Raw genomic sequence first — 15,603 nt, 5'->3', positions numbered from 1 at the left:
GAGGCTGACATGCAAGACGACGATTTTTCCCTGTTCAAAAGTGCGATCCAAGGCGTCAAGCCGATCAAGCACGACCGCGCCGACACCGGCAAACCCAAGGCTGACCGCGCGCAAATTGCCAAGCTGCGCCAGTCCGCCACCGTGCGCACCGACACCGCTACCGTGGATGGTCTGTCCGATCAATTCGTGATAGACGTCGGCCCGGAAGACGAGTTGATGTGGGCCCGCGACGGCGTGCAGGAAAGTCAGATGCGCAAGCTCAAGGTCGGCCAGATTCCGTTCGAAGGCAGCCTCGACCTGCACGGCATGAGCGTGGAAAAGGCCCGCGAAACCCTCTGGGCGTTTCTCGCCGAAGCGACCAAATTCGAAATCCGCTGCGTACGCGTCACCCACGGCAAGGCCGTGCGCCTGGACGGCAAGCGGCCGATGATCAAAAGCCACGTCAACACCTGGTTGCGCCAGCATGCCCAAGTGCTGGGTTTCTGCTCATGCCAGGCGAAACACGGTGGTGCCGGCGCGGTTTACGTGATGCTCAAACGCACCATGATGGAAGGCCGCGACGAATAATCGCGTTACACCGAACTTGCAGGGTTGTGTCCGCCACCGTACCCTTGCCCTTTGCGAAAATCCCCACAGGTAGTTTCATGTCCCTGGAACAGAATTACACCGCGATTCTCGGCCAATTGGGCGAGGACGTGTCCCGCGAGGGCCTGCTCGACACGCCAAAGCGTGCCGCCAAAGCCATGCAGTACCTCTGCCGCGGTTATGAACAGACGCTCGAAGAGGTTACCAACGGTGCCCTGTTCAGCTCCGACAACAGCGAAATGGTGCTGGTCAAGGACATCGAGTTGTACTCGTTGTGCGAACACCACCTGCTGCCGTTCATCGGCAAGGCGCACGTTGCGTACATCCCGAGCGGCAAAGTGCTGGGCCTGTCGAAGGTCGCGCGGATCGTCGACATGTACGCCCGCCGCCTGCAGATTCAGGAAAACCTCAGCCGTCAGATCGCCGATGCAGTGCAACAAGTCACCGGCGCGCTGGGCGTTGCCGTGGTGATCGAGGCCAAGCACATGTGCATGATGATGCGCGGTGTCGAGAAGCAGAATTCGTCGATGATCACCTCGGTGATGCTCGGTGAGTTCCGTGAAAACGCAGCGACCCGCAGCGAATTCCTCAGCCTCATCAAGTAATTTGCGGCACGAAGAAAACCGGCATTCATCGCCGGTTTTTTTTCGTCCGTGAAAAATCGGGTAAGCTGCGCGCCTTTCTCAATATGCACCGTGAGGCTTCAACGTGTTCGTCAAAGCGCTTCGTGTCGGCCTCGGCCAACTGGTTATCTTCATCGACTTCATCACCCGTCCGGGCAAGAAAAAGCGCCCCGCCGCTGCTCAGGCTCAGGTGGATGCAGCTGCAAAAGACCTGACCTTGTATCAGTTCCACGCCTGCCCGTTCTGCGTGAAAACCCGCCGCACCTTGCGTCGTTTGAATGTGCCGGTGACGCTGAAGGATGCGAAGAACAATGAACAGGATCGTCAGGCCCTGCTGGATCAGGGCGGCCGGATCAAGGTGCCTTGCCTGCGGATTGAAGAGAACGGGCAGACGACCTGGATGTATGAGTCCAAGGTGATCATTGATTATCTGGATAAGCGCTTCGCGGCGGTCTGATGTTTCTGTATTGGGGCTGATGGCCCCTTCCCACCTTTGGAATGCATTTCCACTGTGGGAGCGAGCCTGCTCGCGAAGAGGCCCTCTCAGTCACCACGAATACCAGTCAAAAATAAACCGGCGTGTGAGCCGGTTTATTTGTTTTCAGGCAGCCTTATCCAGCTGCGCCTGACGCACCACCGCCGCCAATCGCTTCAATCCTTCATCCAGCCGCGACGGATCAATGTGGCTGAAATTCAAGCGCAAGTGCCCATGATGGTTATCCGGTTCTGGAAAGAACGGCTCCCCCGGCATAAACGCCACATCATTGGCCAACGCCTCGTTGAGCAACGTTCGCGTATCCAGCGGCTGCTTCAACGTCAGCCAGAAAAACAGCCCGCCCTGTGGCGTGTTCCAATCGGCCAGATCAGCAAAATGCCTTTCCAGTGCTGTTTGAAAGGCATCGCGCCGCTGCCGATAGAAACCGCGCAACTCACTCAAATGCTGCTGATACTTGTCATTACCGATCCACTGCAACGCCTGCCATTGACCGATGCGATTGGTGTGCAGATCCGCCGATTGCTTGAGTTTGAGCAAGTGCGGAAACAGATCGGGACTGGCGATCAGATAGCCAACGCGCAGACCCGGCAGCAGGGTTTTCGATACGGTACCGGTGTAGATCCAGCTGGATTTTTTCAGTCGACCGGCAATCGGTTTGGCGCTGCCGCCATCGAAAGTCAGTTCGCGGTAGGGTTCGTCTTCGATCAGGGTGACGCCGAATTCATCGAGCAATGCCGCGACCGCTGCGCGCTTGGCTTCGCTGTAGCGCACGGCTGACGGGTTCTGGAAGGTCGGGATCAAGTAGATGAACGCCGGACGATGTTGCTCCAGACGCTCGCGCAATTGCGCGAGGTTGGGGCCGTCGGACTCTTGCGGCACGGTCAGGCAATCAGCACCGAACAACTGAAAGATTTGCAGCGCGGCGAGATAGGTCGGCGCTTCCAGCAAAATCTCCGTGCCCTTGTCGATATACAGCTTGGCCGCCAGATCAAGGGTTTGCTGGGACCCACTGACCACCAGAACCTGACTCGCCTGACATTCCAGCCCAAGCGCCCTCGCCTCCGCCGCCAACGCTTCACGCAACGCCGGCTCGCCTTCGCTCATGCCATATTGGCCGAGCGACAGCGGCATGTCGGCCCACTCGACCTTCGGCAACATGGCTTCGGCGGGCAAGCCGCCCGCAAACGACATGACTTCCGGGCGCTGGGCGGCGGCAAGGATTTCACGAATCAAAGAACTTTTAAGGCGCGAGACACGTTCGGAAAAAGCCATGGAAGTCACCGGTAGCGAGGCGTGTGAAATATGAGTCAAACTGGTTGACTGAAATTACGACAGCTTGAGCGAGTACGTCAACATGCTTGACCTTAAAAACCCCTCCAGTCAGCAACAGGCGATGGAAGCTTTTTTCTTCGGCTATCAGGCGTTCACCGCCAAGGCTGATGAAATGCTCGAGCGGCGCGGCCTCTCCCGAGTGCATCAACGCATTGTGTTTTTCATCGCGCGGTATCCGAACTTGAGCGTGAAGGAGTTGTTGGCATTGCTCGGTGTGAGCAAGCAGGCGCTGAACATGCCGTTGCGGCAGTTGCAGGAAATGCATTTGGTGGACAGCGTGGCGTCCGAGGCCGACAAGCGTAAGCGCCTGCTGGAGTTGACGGCAGAAGGCGCGAAGTTTGAGCAGGCTTTGCGGCGTGAGCAGGTGAAGTTGCTGGAGCGGGTGTTCGCCGAGGCTGGGGAGGCGGCGGTGAATGGCTGGTTGGCGGTGAATCTGGCATTGGGGAAAAGTCAGACGGCTCTCGATTGAATGGGACTGCCTCTTCGCGAGCAAGCTCGCTCCCACAGGGGAACGCATTTCAAATGTGGGAGCGAGTTTGCTCGCGAAGGGGCCAGTACAGGCGATATATCGCTATCGACGGAACTTTCGTAAACAAAACCAAAAACAATATTTGCTTTATTTGTACACAAAAGCATAATCCACAGCGTGCGAGTTCCTGACCGCATGGTCAACAAATTCGCGTATGCCTCAAAGGGCCGCTGCCACCCCTCATGGGTCCGGCCCTGGAAATAACAATAAAACTCTTGAGGAGTACTCGCTGTGGAAAGCCGCAAATCCGAAGCATCGCCGCTGGATCTCTCGCCACCATTACGCAGTGGCTTGCTGGAACGTCTGTTTAAACTCAGCTTGCATGGCACCACGGTGAAGACCGAGCTGATTGCCGGTCTGACAACCTTCATTACCATGGCCTACATCATCTTCGTCAACCCGAACATCATGGCCGATGCCGGGATCGATCACGGTGCAGCCTTCGTCGCCACCTGTATCGCCGCTGCATTGGGCTGCCTGTTGATGGGCCTCTACGCCAACTGGCCGGTGGGTTTGGCGCCGGGCATGGGCCTCAACGCGTTCTTCACCTACACCGTGGTCGGCACCATGGGGTACAACTGGGAAACCGCGCTCGGTGCGGTGTTTGTCTCGGGCGTGTTGTTCATGATCCTGACCTTCTCGCGGATTCGCGAGTGGCTGCTCAACAGTATTCCAGTCAGTCTGCGTTTTGCGATGGGCGCCGGTGTCGGTCTGTTCCTCGGCCTGATCGGTCTGAAAACCGCAGGCATCGTCGTCGACAGTCCGGCGACGCTGATCAAACTCGGCTCCCTGCGTGAACCCGGCCCGCTGCTAGCGGCCATCTGCTTCCTGATGATTGCAATCCTCAGCTATCACCGTGTATTCGGCGCGATCCTCATCAGCATCATCACCGTGACCCTCGCCGGTTGGGGCCTGGGCATCGTGCACTACGAAGGGATCATGTCGACGCCGCCGAGTCTGGCGCCGACCTTCATGGCCATGAACGTCGCCGGCGTGTTCAACGTCAGCATGATCAGCGTGGTGCTGGCCTTCCTCTTTGTGCACATGTTCGACACCGCCGGCACCCTGATGGGCGTGGCCCAGCGCGCCAATCTGGTCAACGCTGACGGCCGTATCGAAAACCTCTCCCGCGCCATGAAAGCCGACAGTGCCTCCAGCGTTTTCGGCGCCGTGGTCGGTGTGCCTCCAGTCACCAGCTATGTGGAAAGTGCTGCCGGCGTGGCCGCTGGTGGTCGGACTGGTCTTACCGCCGTCACTGTAGGTGTGCTATTTATAGCGGCGATGTTTTTCGCACCGCTGGCCGGCATGATTCCCGCTTACGCCACCGCCGGTGCACTGATCTACGTTGCGATGCTGATGATGGGCGGCATGGCCCACATCGAATGGGACGAAGCCACTGATGCGATCCCGGCCATCGTGACCGCAATCATGATGCCGCTGACCTTCTCGGTCGCCGACGGCATTGCGCTGGGCTTCATCACCTACGTGGCGTTGAAGGCCGGTACCGGCAAGTACAAGGAAATCTCCGTCAGCCTGTGGGTGCTCTGCGCGATCTTCATCGCCAAGTTCATTTTCCTGTAAGCGCTACGCGGTTCAGGTTTCCAAACAGCCTCACCTTTGCGGGTGGGGCTTTTGTGCATCTTGATAACAATAGAAAGGAGCAAAGTGATGAGTCTGGAAACCTGGCTGCTGTTCAGCGGTGCTGCATTGGTGGTGATCCTGATTCCGGGGCCACTGTCGTTGCTGATGATCAGCAACAGTCTGAATTACGGTTTGCGTCGTTCCTACCCGGCATTTCTCGGCGGCGTGACGGCTTCGATCTGTCTGCTCAGTGCATCGGCATTGGGCCTTGGCGCATTGCTGCTGGCCTCGGAGCAACTCTTCAGCGTGCTGAAAATCGTCGGCGCACTGTATCTGTTCTACCTCGCCTGGCAGAGCTGGCAACAATCGCGTCAGCCAGCAGTCGGCGCTGACGTGCCGCAAGCCGCGCCTGTGCCACGTTTTCGCGCGTTGTTCGGACGCGCTTTCGTGCTCGGTGCCAGCAACCCCAAAGACATCCTGTTCTTCGCCGCGTTTCTGCCGCAGTTTCTCAGTGCCGAGCAACCATTCCTGCCACAACTGCTGGTGATGATCGTAACCTGGACCCTGCTGGATCTGCTGTGCAAACTGGCCTACGGTCTGGGCGCCCACGGTGCCGCGCGTTATCTGCGCAGCGGCAAAGGACAGAGCTGGTTTAACCGGATCAGCGCCGGTTTGTTCGGCGGCGCTGGGGCAGCATCGTTACTCAGCAGTCACTGAGGCATTTGAATGGTTGTTTGGCTGATTGTTACTTGGCTGCAGCCAGCCAGACTTGAAAGTTCCGAGTCTGGCTGGTGTTCTCCACGACCGATCGGCATCGCGCACTACAGATTCTCCCGACAGTAATTGCATGCCTTTGATATGCAATACACCGCAACAACCCGTTTATATACATTCCTCGTACGTCCCCCGTACTATCTCGGCCTGCTTTTCCCACCCGCCAGAACAAGGAAGTTCAAATGGCCACCCTGATAAGCGAAGCTTTAATAGACAGTGATGCAGTCGTCATTACCGATATGCACGCCGAGTCGAACAAACATACTGATTCAACCATCGATATCAACAGCAATTCCGACAAGCCACTGGACCAGCCTCAAAAGCGAAAAATCGAACAGTTAAGAACTAACGACTCGGTGTTCGGGCCAATACAAATTGGCGAGATATCGATAACACGGGTATCCCTCGACGCCTTGGGTGCGACAATTGACGGGCACCCGCTGAACGGCACAAACACATTCTTCCGCATTCCCAAGCGCTCATTCATCAACTCGTTACAATTCAGCGCCAGCGATATCGCACATCATATGAAGTCCGCGACGGGTTACGATATTTATCTATTGCCTTCTTTGCTGTTCGACATGGCCAGCCACCGCCCGATAACCGCCCCAAACATAACCCGAGAAACATCATCAATCGAGGTTGATCCTGGAAACTACCGCAGCAAAATCGAGAAGCTTCTGAGCTCTGCGCAGAAGCTGGATTTGCAGCACACGCAACTACCAAACAATACTCGGCGCTGGGTCGCCTCGGTAAAGGCCCACTTGACAGTCGGCTCCAGTGTCGGACTCCAGGCATTCGGGATATACACGGGATTGCGCGGAATATTGGTTGCGATGAAATCCGGCGATACCAAAGAGGTTGTAATCAACGCCACAGGTGTTGCCTCGGAAATTGGCTCCATCGCCGTTGACGTTGGCGTCAGCAAGATTGCCAACGAGATGCTGGCGGCCGGAAAAAATGCTTTCAAGGATTTCGCCAAAACCAGGTTTGCGCTGAGGTTGAGTCGATCCGGTGGCTTGATTGGCGGGGCGCTGACTTTGCCATTTGATGTGTACACCACCGTCAACTCCCTGAAGGCCGCAAGCAATGCCACCGGCAAAGAAGCCATGGATCATTACATCAGCGCCGGGTTGAGCATCACCAGCGCGGCCATGACCGTTATCCTCGGTACAGCGGCAATGGCAGGATTGTCTTTTGTGGGTCCGGCGGGCCTTTTGTTCGGTGCGTTTCTGGCAATCGGATCACAGGTGTATGGCGCGGTGCGCATTGTCGATGACATTGATGACTACATTGAACTGACCTTGGGTGAGCGGTGGCGCTCGGGCTTCCTTTCATTCTGCATGTGGGACGTCGAGCAAGGCGTCAAGGACCGCTACAACCAGGCAAGAACCCTGATCCAGCACACGGAACAGCTAAAACGCAATGCTCGCAGATTGCTCGACGTTCAGCTAAAGGATTCCACCGAAGCCGTCGTCAATGGCTCGTTTGAAGTTGATCTCGTTCCCACGCAAGTCTGGAAGCGCAACTGGTGGACGAAAATAGACTCTTGGCAAACGGAAAACGTACCCGTAATACGCGGTGGTGACGACACTATTGATGCTAGCGACGGCGTTACCAAGGATATGCCCGGCGCAGTAGTAGGCGTTGCCGGGGAAAACAAAAATACCTTGTGGTACTTGGGTGACGGTCGTGATTCGATCAAAGGAGTGATAAAAAAACCGAATATTTTCCACTATGGCTCGGGGATCAAAGACCTGACAGGTGGTGAAAAAAACGATCACTTCGTGTTCGAGGCTGCCGCCGATCTGATCAAGAAAAACATCGAAGTATCAACCTATTCGAAGGTGAAGGGGGGCGCCGGTAACGACACCCTGTCTCTGAACGGTGTTCACCAGACGCCGAAAGGATATGACATCGATTTAAGCGCAGGCACACTGCAGGTAAGAACTCCGAATCCCGATGCAGAGGACGGCGCGACTTATAAATTTCACAGTCTTTTGGAAAATATCGAAAACGTTGAAACCCTGAGCGGCGCGGCGAACGTAGTGACAGGCACCCATGAGCGCAACATTATCAAGTCTCGCGGCCAGGACGTCATAAAAGCGGGGGCTGGGAACGACCAGATACAGTTGTTGCATAAAAGTGCAACAGCCTCGGGTGAAGAAGGTATCGACGAGTATTTCATCGACCACCTGGAAGGTCGTGTGTGCATCTTCGAGGATGGTAAACAGCAAAGTACCATTGAATTGAACTGGCCGATCGATCTCATTGAAAGTTGGGTAATCGAAAAGAATTCGCTGATCATTACCTCCGGATTCTACTTTCACGACAAGCCAAAAAGCGTCGTCGTCATCCACGACATCTATGAAACAGACGAGAAAGAAACCCGACTGAAAAACGGCAAACTGGTCTTTTTGACCAAGGACCGTTATCAGCTGAAACCTGATCTGCCTGAAACAATCGAAAGCGGCAAAAATATCGATATCGAAGTCGACATCATTAAACACGGGCAACCCGCGAAACCGCTGATTGTTTACAACTCCGAATGCTGGACAAAGCACCAGCATGAAGCGCGTTATTACATTCCGCGCTCCGAGCAAAGTGTCACATTCTATTCAGCCGATCGTCCCGACGTCGTCACCTTCGTTTACCTGGATTACGCCAGCGACGAATTGAGCAAAGTTGAAGCGCACTTTAGTGCAAGGCAGTCCGAAAAACGTGAAGATCTGATAGCCGGCTGTGATCTGACCTATCACTTTGGCGAAAAGATCGTGACGCTAAAACACTTTTCCTGGGCGCGTGGCGGTTCTGATCCAAAGAACATGATCAAGATCCTGCGGACCATGGCTGTTCGCCCAAGTCATAAATATTTGCTGATTTTCAATGACGGCGTCGCTCTTAATGCCGGGCTTACACCTGAAACAGACGTGGCTCCGGCCGACGACAATTACGAGATGCATTCCTTCAAGCACTGGACAACACCACTTCGCTTGCCCTTGAAATTTCGACAGAAGCAATTCGCCTATGAGTTGCCGTCAAACGAGGCGTACAAGCTCAATGCACTGAATGCTTGCGCCAGCATCGAGTCCAGAGCCATTCGGACCGCGATGGAAAGCCTGGAAGGTGAAGGTGCCACCTACCTGGTCCATCTGGTTGCCAATATGACCTTGAAACTCACGACCCCCGGTGCGTTGGCGAACGCTGTGACAAGACTGCCTTACTCATCGACCTGGGAACTCGATGCGACCAAGCTCGGCAAGGTCGAGGTCAAACTGGAAAACAATCAGTTACTCATCGGCTCCTGCATTGTTCATCTACCGGTTTACGAAAACGAAGAAGACCTGATCGATCAGGTACGCGTTATTTCCGAACATGGCATTGTCCATGTAGTGGATCTTTCCTTTGACCGGATCTATCTGGATGGGCTTGATGCGCGGTTCTTTGAAGAGCCTGACTCGACAAAAGCCTTGCCTGACGCTTTTGCGTCGATGGCCAATCAAGAGGTCAAAGTGCGCAATATCATCTTTGCCGACAACTGGCCGGGAGCGTTCAGTTACAGTTTTTCCGCTTACAGCTGGATCCTGCGCAGCGACAAGTCCCGCGTTGAGTTTTCAGAACTTCGGGTCGTCAATCGTTGTACCCATCAGGCCCCCCTGATTACCTTGCTCAAAGTTCCTCCTGCGTAACCTGCCTCCATCAGCCAAGCCCCATTCCCCTCGCGCACTCCGAAATTGAAGTAACCCGACTTCTTCATCTCGTTCCCGGCCACGGCCCTGCGGGATGTCGACGAGTGCGCCTGAACAATGCGACGAGACGCTTTTTGCGCTCGATATCACCCCTCCATGAGTAATTGAGTATGGCCAAGCCCCCCAAGAAAGTTTCTGTGACAGCAGCCGCCGCCGATACAACAGTTACAACAAGACCTGTGCAAGCAGGCTCAGGCGCTCCTCACAGTATTCACTTGCCCGACACCCCGATGTCTGGCATCGATTCGACCACTGGATCTACGGCGTCCGGGACCTCAGTCACACGGCCGCCGGCTGTTACCGTCAGCGAAATGCCGGGCCTCGGTAGCGACACCTACAGCTCCGCACGCAGTGCGATAGCCTGGCCACAGAACCGTTTGAATGAGCTGACACCGGTCGCAGAAACCCCCGGACTGTTCACCGGACCGGATCAACGAACCTACGCCCAACTCGGCAACGAAGGCCGGTTCGTCGTCGAACAGGATCGGCGAGGCAACTATTACGTGCCGCTGACCTTTGCACCCGGTGTGCCGGGACCGGTGGTAACGAGGTCTGAAGGCCTGACCAGTTGGCACATTCAGCGCCCCGGCTGGCAACCCATGCGGACCCGATCCGAGACGCCTGTCACAGCGCAGCCCCTCGCCTACCTGTCGCCGGAGGATGCAAACACCCTGACCCGAGCGGAACTTTCATCGGAGGGGATCCGTTACAACAAGCTCAAGCAAACCTTCGTCGATACGGCAGAAGGCACGGTGATGGTGCGTAAAAACCAACAGGGTGAATACCGATATGCCTCAGCGACCAGCAGAGACTCGCTCAATCTGACGTTTGAACAGATGCCCGGCACGCTACTCTGGCGCCAAAGGGTTCAAACAGCACAGGCCGCTGACAGCCCTGTTGCGGGTCAGTCCCGGCCCGCCGCGGAACCGGACGAGCAAGTACCCGGCCCCAGCAAACGTCCACGCCTTGATACGTCCAGGCCACCCGAGCCATTTCCAGCGGCCACTCTCGACGCCACCGTCCCGACCGAACAGACACCGTTCTTCTGGTTACCGTGGGGGCATTTGAACAAGCCGCCAGTGGTCGAGTCGGTGCAGCTTGGCTGGTTTCATTATCCGATCGTGCCGATTGGCTCCAACCGCTCACCAAAAGTCTATTTTGTGCAGCACCCTGACTTTGCCCCGGCCGGCTTCGTTGCCTTTGAAACGATGCTGCGCACAGCACCGTCACTGCAACCTGTTGCCACCTTTCGCATCGGTAACGATCCGGGAGAAGTACACCCCGGCAAACGCTTTTTCGAGGAGCCTTTAGCGCAGTCGGTGGCCAGTGCGTTTCCCGACTTTTCTGCGCCGACCTCATGGGCTGTTGCGAGAAGACTCTACGAACTGGCAGACAACTCCGCCGTCATTACCGGCACCGGCCTGGTCAATATTCAGGCTGTCCTGCATCAGTGGAAGCAGAAGCCGTTTCCCACCGCACCGGCGTACGCCGACCCGCTCAATATGCTGGCGGTGGCGCCATCCATCGATGCCGGAAGAAAAAAGCTTATTCCGATGCCCTCCCAGGTGGACAGCGAACTGCAACGGCTCACCTTCGATCCACAGCGGTTTCCCATCGAGTGGGGCCACTATAAAACGTACCCCACAGACCTGAACCTCAGACGCCTGCTCGGTGCCTTGCTGATTCGCAGCGGCTACGACGTTTTTCCACTGACACACGAACATCACATGCCAACGCTGGTGTTCAGGCATGCCACCCATGATCAGGTTTACTTTCTGAAATTGGGCTCGGTAGAACATGTCGGCCTGTCGCACACCCCGGGGAATGAACTGGCAGACCCGGGGTTGCCGGCGAGGATTGGCAACGATGCGTTTCTCGCCCTGACCACCGCAACGGCACAAAACAAAGTGGTATGGCTGATCGGTGGCGTCTTGAAGGTCGAGTCGACTCCGGACTCGGTATTCATCATCAGAGAGCGCTGAGGAACGATAAAAAACGCTCGTCGGCCGTGCGCCGGCGAGCGTTTTTTCACACTTGGAAGATTGTGCAACATCGTGCGGTACTTGCTGGCAGAGCAATACATATGTACCGCACATCCGGGAGATTTTTTCACGAACATGCCCCCTCCACAGTCAGTGGTCAGAGAGCTTCACCGCGTCGACCTGATCATCTGCCTCTATGCAAACGACCGGATCAGCAATTCCAAGGAGTCACCCAATGGCCAAGCCACCCAAGAAAGTTCCGCGCACGCTTCCAGCCGATTCGTCCGGGACACCCACCGAACATTCAGGCAATCCTCGAGGGGCCACTACCGGCGAAATCGTTCATCCTGTTCCAGGCACTGCTAGCCTGCCTGCCGCAGCCGGTTCGTCTTCTTCAAGCGCCTTTGGGGCGTTGCCCGAACACCGCCCCACTATCACCATCCACCACCTTCCGGCTCCCGTCGCCGAGCGCCCCTCGGTCATCGTTCACCACTTCCCTGAGGGTGCTGGCCCATCAAATGTCGCAAATTGGGTAGCCCTTCACTACAGCGAAAACCAGCAGGCTGCGGTCGCAAGCAGCTCCACAAGCGGGCGAGTGCAACACCCGGTCTTTATCAACGCCGAATCGGCAAACCGGCTGAAGTTGCAGCCAGACACCAAAGAGGGAATTCGGTACGACAAGCACAATAAAGTGTATGTCGAAATGCAAGGCGGCATGATCATGCTGGGCAGTACCCCGGACGGCTGGAGGCAGACGTATGCCGGAGAATCGACGCCGACGGGTAAAAGGGTTGAACAGATTCCAGGCTCTAAGCTCTGGCGTGAAATTGACGGGCCTCGACAAGGCCATCGAGCCGCAACCGATGCAGCGTCCACTGAAACGACCGATGCCACGCCCGGTCCGAGCAAGCGCCCACACCTGTCCGAAGAAGTCGACGTGACATCGAATGCAGGCACGCTGGTCAGACGCCTGTCGGTCCAACGGTCACCTGCGCTGGATTTGTCCACGGCACAGTGGAAGAACTGGGGGAAAACCACGAAACCGCAAACGGGTGAGTCGATCGAGATAGATGGACTGCACTATCCGACGGTGAAGCAGGTTTTACGCGCCGATACCGAACTGGTTTATCTGCAACACCCGGGGTTTAAACCTGAGGATTTTGACGGGTTCGAAAACATGCTGCGCCATGAACCCTCGAAGCAGCCGAAATGGGTGCTTAAACGCGATGGCCAATGGAGGGTGGTGGATAATCAACTGCCGTTTGAAATGTCGCCTACGCAATATGCATCCCGGGCCATGAGCCACCTGTCTGAACATTCGGCAAATAACCTCGCCAGAGCCGTGTTTGATCGTGTGTCTACACATCAAGGGATTGATGCCGCTGGGCTGTCGGTAATGACGCAGACGTTTCGGCACTGGACAGACAGAATCAACAACACCTCGCCCCAGCGCGTTCTTTCCGACCCGCTGATGCTGCTACCCACATTGCCCGCCCAGCACCATGCCCAATATGCCGGCGGAACACTCTCCTTGCCGGCGTACTCCTCGAACCGATTGCAGCGCCTGGACTTCGACGTCCAACAACCGGATATCATGCCGAACCCTTCAAGCACACGCGACTTGTTCGAAAGGTTCCTTGGGCTCAGCGGCTACAGCATCAATCCGAAAAGACATCCGCATCCGAGTGGCGAAGACGTCATGATCTTTCACCGCGACGGCATCGCCGCTGTGTTCGTGTTGAGGTTGTCCCCTGCTACGCAAGGACCTGTTCCTCGTTATACCGCCGTTGGTTCCGAACTTTCCCAACCGCTTTTCCTGAGCACACTCAGTGCAAAGGATAAACAGGCGCTGGCCGAGCATTTGCAAAAATACGAAGTGATTTATCTGCTGGGCGGCAAAGAGCAGATATCCCCCGATAGCTCGACCCTGTTCATTGTCAGAGAAGGTTGACTGCGCCAACTGGCTTTTCAGCGAGTTGTCCGCAAGTGCCTGTGGGCAACCCTCAATCTGAACAACCGCTCATTTCACACAGCGAGATTAAATCAATGGTCAAACCACCGAAGCGTGTGGCAGGGATTACTGCGCCCGATATCCGTCCGAACACCGGGAGCACCTCCCACAGACTCTCGGGCGAAAGCCTGATCACCACACAATCCTCCACAGGTTTGCCAGACACACCTGCGCGGCAACCGTCAGTGCACGTCAACGAAATACCAGCGCCTTCGCCACTGTCAGTCGCAGCCGCTCTGCGCTCAATCACCTGGCCTGCCGATCAAGTACATCTGCTGCAGCGTATGGATGCCGAAAGCGGACTGTTCATCAGCCCTGACGGCAAGCTATATGCCCATGTCGAGCATGAAGGGCACCTGTTGGTCGAACTTCAGCGCGATGGTCGCTACCAGATTCCTTTCCCGTTCGCTCCGCACCTGCCTGGACCCTTTCTGGTCAAAGCAGAACGCCAACCCCTGTGGACTTTCGAACGACCGGCCTGGATGACGCAACACTCAGAGAGCGACAGGCGAAATGCGGGCGCTGAAGGGCCCGCTGTCGAACAGCCAATGTACCTGGCCCCCGATGACGCCGCCCTGCTCTCTTCGCCCCTGTATACCGCCGAAGGAATCCGCTACGACAAGCACCGCAAGACCTACATCGACACCGCGCATGGCACCGTCAGGGTGCGTAAAAACGCCGACGGTCAGTATGAGCAAACCTCTGCGACGACACGCAACTCGTCCAAGTTGCTGTTCGAACAGATTCCCGGAACCCGACTGTGGCGACGCAAGTTTGCTGACGACCAACCTGACTCGCAGAGTTCCACCGGGGAAGCGGGTGTCGTCGCGACCGAAATGCCAGAAGCCACGGCAGGCCCCAGCAAACGCCCTCATGTGGACGAAGGGGCAGATACCACGCATGCGCTGACCGAAAGCTTGCTGTCAGCCAATCCCGAGGCGATCAACCTGAGTTTCGGCTTGTGGCGAAACTGGGGGCGCAGTATCCGGCCGCAGTTGGGTCAGCACATTGAAATAGACGGACAGTTTTACCGAATCGTGCAACAGCAACTGGGACCGGACCCGCATCTGGTGTATCTGCAACATCCCTTGTTTTCACCGGCCCTGTATGACGCCTTCGAATTCATGCTGCGGGATAACCCGTCGCTGCAGCCAAAATTCGCCGTTAAACGATCCGAACACTGGACGGTACTGGACGACGTCGTTCCGTTTGAAATGCCGATCACGCAGTACATTTCCAGAACCTTCAAATACCTGTCGGATCTATCGGTCAGTTCACTTGCCCGGGCCATGTTCAATCAAGCGAACCGCTCCGAGATCATCATCGGCCCGGGGTTGGCAATGCTCAATCAGGTGTTTCGCTTTTGGGAAAACAGGGGGCTGCGCAAGGCGCCACATCGAGAACTGGCTGACCCACTGTTGATGTTACGCAGCCAGCCCGAAACGGCGGATACCCTGGCGATTCCCTTAGCGCTCGGTGAAGGTCTGATGCGCCTGGATTTTGATCCGGGCCGCTTCCCCAGGCACTGGAACGACTACGCCAGCAAGCCGACTGCGGCCCACCTGCGAAGACTGTTCAGCCAGCTTCTGAACGATGACGGTTACGTCATGACTTCGACGGAGCAGAGGCTCGATGGCGACGCGTTAGTGTTTCATCGCGAGAAAATCGATCATGTGTTTGTGCTCAAACTGCCAGCTCTCGTCAACGGCAGACTGCCGCGATTTAGCGCAGAGGGTGCCGAACTGAATGGAGCGTTATTGCAAACCCCGATCAGTGGACAAAAGCCTCTCGCTGCTTACCGGCAGGAAAACCGGATCAGCTATCTGCTCGGTGGAATCCAGACCGATGCGTTGGGGCAAATCACGCTTTTTATCATCAGGGATCGATGAGAAATCAATCGAGCCAGTCGGCGATATGACGAAGGACCGTTTAGAGCAATTG

At 56.3% G+C, this 15,603-nt stretch carries 11 protein-coding genes; 10 read left to right on the top strand and 1 reads right to left on the bottom strand.

The features are described from left to right. Positions 1–9: 9 nt before the first annotated feature. The 3 genes from QOM10_RS09100 to QOM10_RS09090 all read left to right on the top strand — a co-directional run bounded on the left by QOM10_RS09100 (position 10) and on the right by QOM10_RS09090 (position 1,665). Positions 10–567, top strand: a complete 558-nt coding sequence (locus QOM10_RS09100; RefSeq protein WP_127926454.1) for a Smr/MutS family protein — start codon at positions 10–12, stop codon at positions 565–567. A 77-nt stretch (positions 568–644) separates the two neighbouring features. Continuing rightward, positions 645–1,190, top strand: a complete 546-nt coding sequence (gene folE, locus QOM10_RS09095; protein WP_003204506.1) for a GTP cyclohydrolase I FolE — start codon at positions 645–647, stop codon at positions 1,188–1,190. A gap of 103 nt (positions 1,191–1,293) precedes the next feature. Further along, positions 1,294–1,665, top strand: coding sequence for a glutaredoxin family protein (locus tag QOM10_RS09090; RefSeq protein WP_127926412.1), 372 nt, complete (start codon positions 1,294–1,296; stop codon positions 1,663–1,665). A 144-nt stretch (positions 1,666–1,809) separates the two neighbouring features. Here QOM10_RS09090 and QOM10_RS09085 read toward each other — a convergent pair whose 3' ends face one another. Then, positions 1,810–2,976: a PLP-dependent aminotransferase family protein gene (locus QOM10_RS09085; protein ID WP_316917898.1), complete on the bottom strand. Its 1,167-nt coding sequence runs from the start codon at positions 2,974–2,976 to the stop codon at positions 1,810–1,812. Between the two features lie 82 nt (positions 2,977–3,058). On the opposite strand from QOM10_RS09085, the gene QOM10_RS09080 reads away from it, so the two are divergent. The 7 genes from QOM10_RS09080 to QOM10_RS09050 all read left to right on the top strand — a co-directional run bounded on the left by QOM10_RS09080 (position 3,059) and on the right by QOM10_RS09050 (position 15,551). Next, complete coding sequence (locus QOM10_RS09080; RefSeq protein ID WP_316917897.1) at positions 3,059–3,505, top strand: MarR family winged helix-turn-helix transcriptional regulator; 447 nt, start codon at positions 3,059–3,061, stop codon at positions 3,503–3,505. Between the two features lie 291 nt (positions 3,506–3,796). Beyond that, complete coding sequence (locus tag QOM10_RS09075; RefSeq protein WP_150751660.1) at positions 3,797–5,146, top strand: NCS2 family permease; 1,350 nt, start codon at positions 3,797–3,799, stop codon at positions 5,144–5,146. A gap of 87 nt (positions 5,147–5,233) precedes the next feature. Continuing rightward, positions 5,234–5,863, top strand: a complete 630-nt coding sequence (locus tag QOM10_RS09070) for a LysE family translocator (RefSeq protein WP_127926409.1) — start codon at positions 5,234–5,236, stop codon at positions 5,861–5,863. A 239-nt stretch (positions 5,864–6,102) separates the two neighbouring features. Then, positions 6,103–9,609 carry a calcium-binding protein gene (locus QOM10_RS09065; RefSeq protein WP_316917896.1) on the top strand — a complete coding sequence of 1,169 codons (3,507 nt, stop codon included), beginning with the start codon at positions 6,103–6,105 and terminating at the stop codon, positions 9,607–9,609. Between the two features lie 170 nt (positions 9,610–9,779). After that, positions 9,780–11,651 carry a hypothetical protein gene (locus QOM10_RS09060; protein ID WP_150775442.1) on the top strand — a complete coding sequence of 624 codons (1,872 nt, stop codon included), beginning with the start codon at positions 9,780–9,782 and terminating at the stop codon, positions 11,649–11,651. Positions 11,652–11,886: 235 nt separating this feature from the next. Further along, positions 11,887–13,602: a hypothetical protein gene (locus QOM10_RS09055; protein ID WP_160038883.1), complete on the top strand. Its 1,716-nt coding sequence runs from the start codon at positions 11,887–11,889 to the stop codon at positions 13,600–13,602. Positions 13,603–13,697: 95 nt separating this feature from the next. Then, positions 13,698–15,551 carry a hypothetical protein gene (locus QOM10_RS09050; RefSeq protein ID WP_316917895.1) on the top strand — a complete coding sequence of 618 codons (1,854 nt, stop codon included), beginning with the start codon at positions 13,698–13,700 and terminating at the stop codon, positions 15,549–15,551. Positions 15,552–15,603: the final 52 nt, after the last annotated feature.

Origin of the sequence: Pseudomonas sp. P108 (assembly GCF_032613195.1) — a bacterium.
Lineage (GTDB): Bacteria > Pseudomonadota > Gammaproteobacteria > Pseudomonadales > Pseudomonadaceae > Aquipseudomonas.
This window is presented reverse-complemented; position numbering and strand designations above follow the sequence as displayed.

Bases quoted from the DNA above. Each gene is read 5' to 3' on its own strand.
- QOM10_RS09100 (WP_127926454.1), top strand. From the start codon at position 10: ATGCAAGACGACGATTTTTCCCTGTTCAAAAGTGCGATCCAAGGCGTC.
- folE (WP_003204506.1), top strand. From the start codon at position 645: ATGTCCCTGGAACAGAATTACACCGCGATTCTCGGCCAATTGGGCGAG.
- QOM10_RS09085 (WP_316917898.1), bottom strand. From the start codon at position 2,976: ATGGCTTTTTCCGAACGTGTCTCGCGCCTTAAAAGTTCTTTGATTCGT.
- QOM10_RS09080 (WP_316917897.1), top strand. From the start codon at position 3,059: ATGCTTGACCTTAAAAACCCCTCCAGTCAGCAACAGGCGATGGAAGCT.
- QOM10_RS09070 (WP_127926409.1), top strand. From the start codon at position 5,234: ATGAGTCTGGAAACCTGGCTGCTGTTCAGCGGTGCTGCATTGGTGGTG.
- QOM10_RS09065 (WP_316917896.1), top strand. From the start codon at position 6,103: ATGGCCACCCTGATAAGCGAAGCTTTAATAGACAGTGATGCAGTCGTC.
- QOM10_RS09060 (WP_150775442.1), top strand. From the start codon at position 9,780: ATGGCCAAGCCCCCCAAGAAAGTTTCTGTGACAGCAGCCGCCGCCGAT.
- QOM10_RS09055 (WP_160038883.1), top strand. From the start codon at position 11,887: ATGGCCAAGCCACCCAAGAAAGTTCCGCGCACGCTTCCAGCCGATTCG.
- QOM10_RS09050 (WP_316917895.1), top strand. From the start codon at position 13,698: ATGGTCAAACCACCGAAGCGTGTGGCAGGGATTACTGCGCCCGATATC.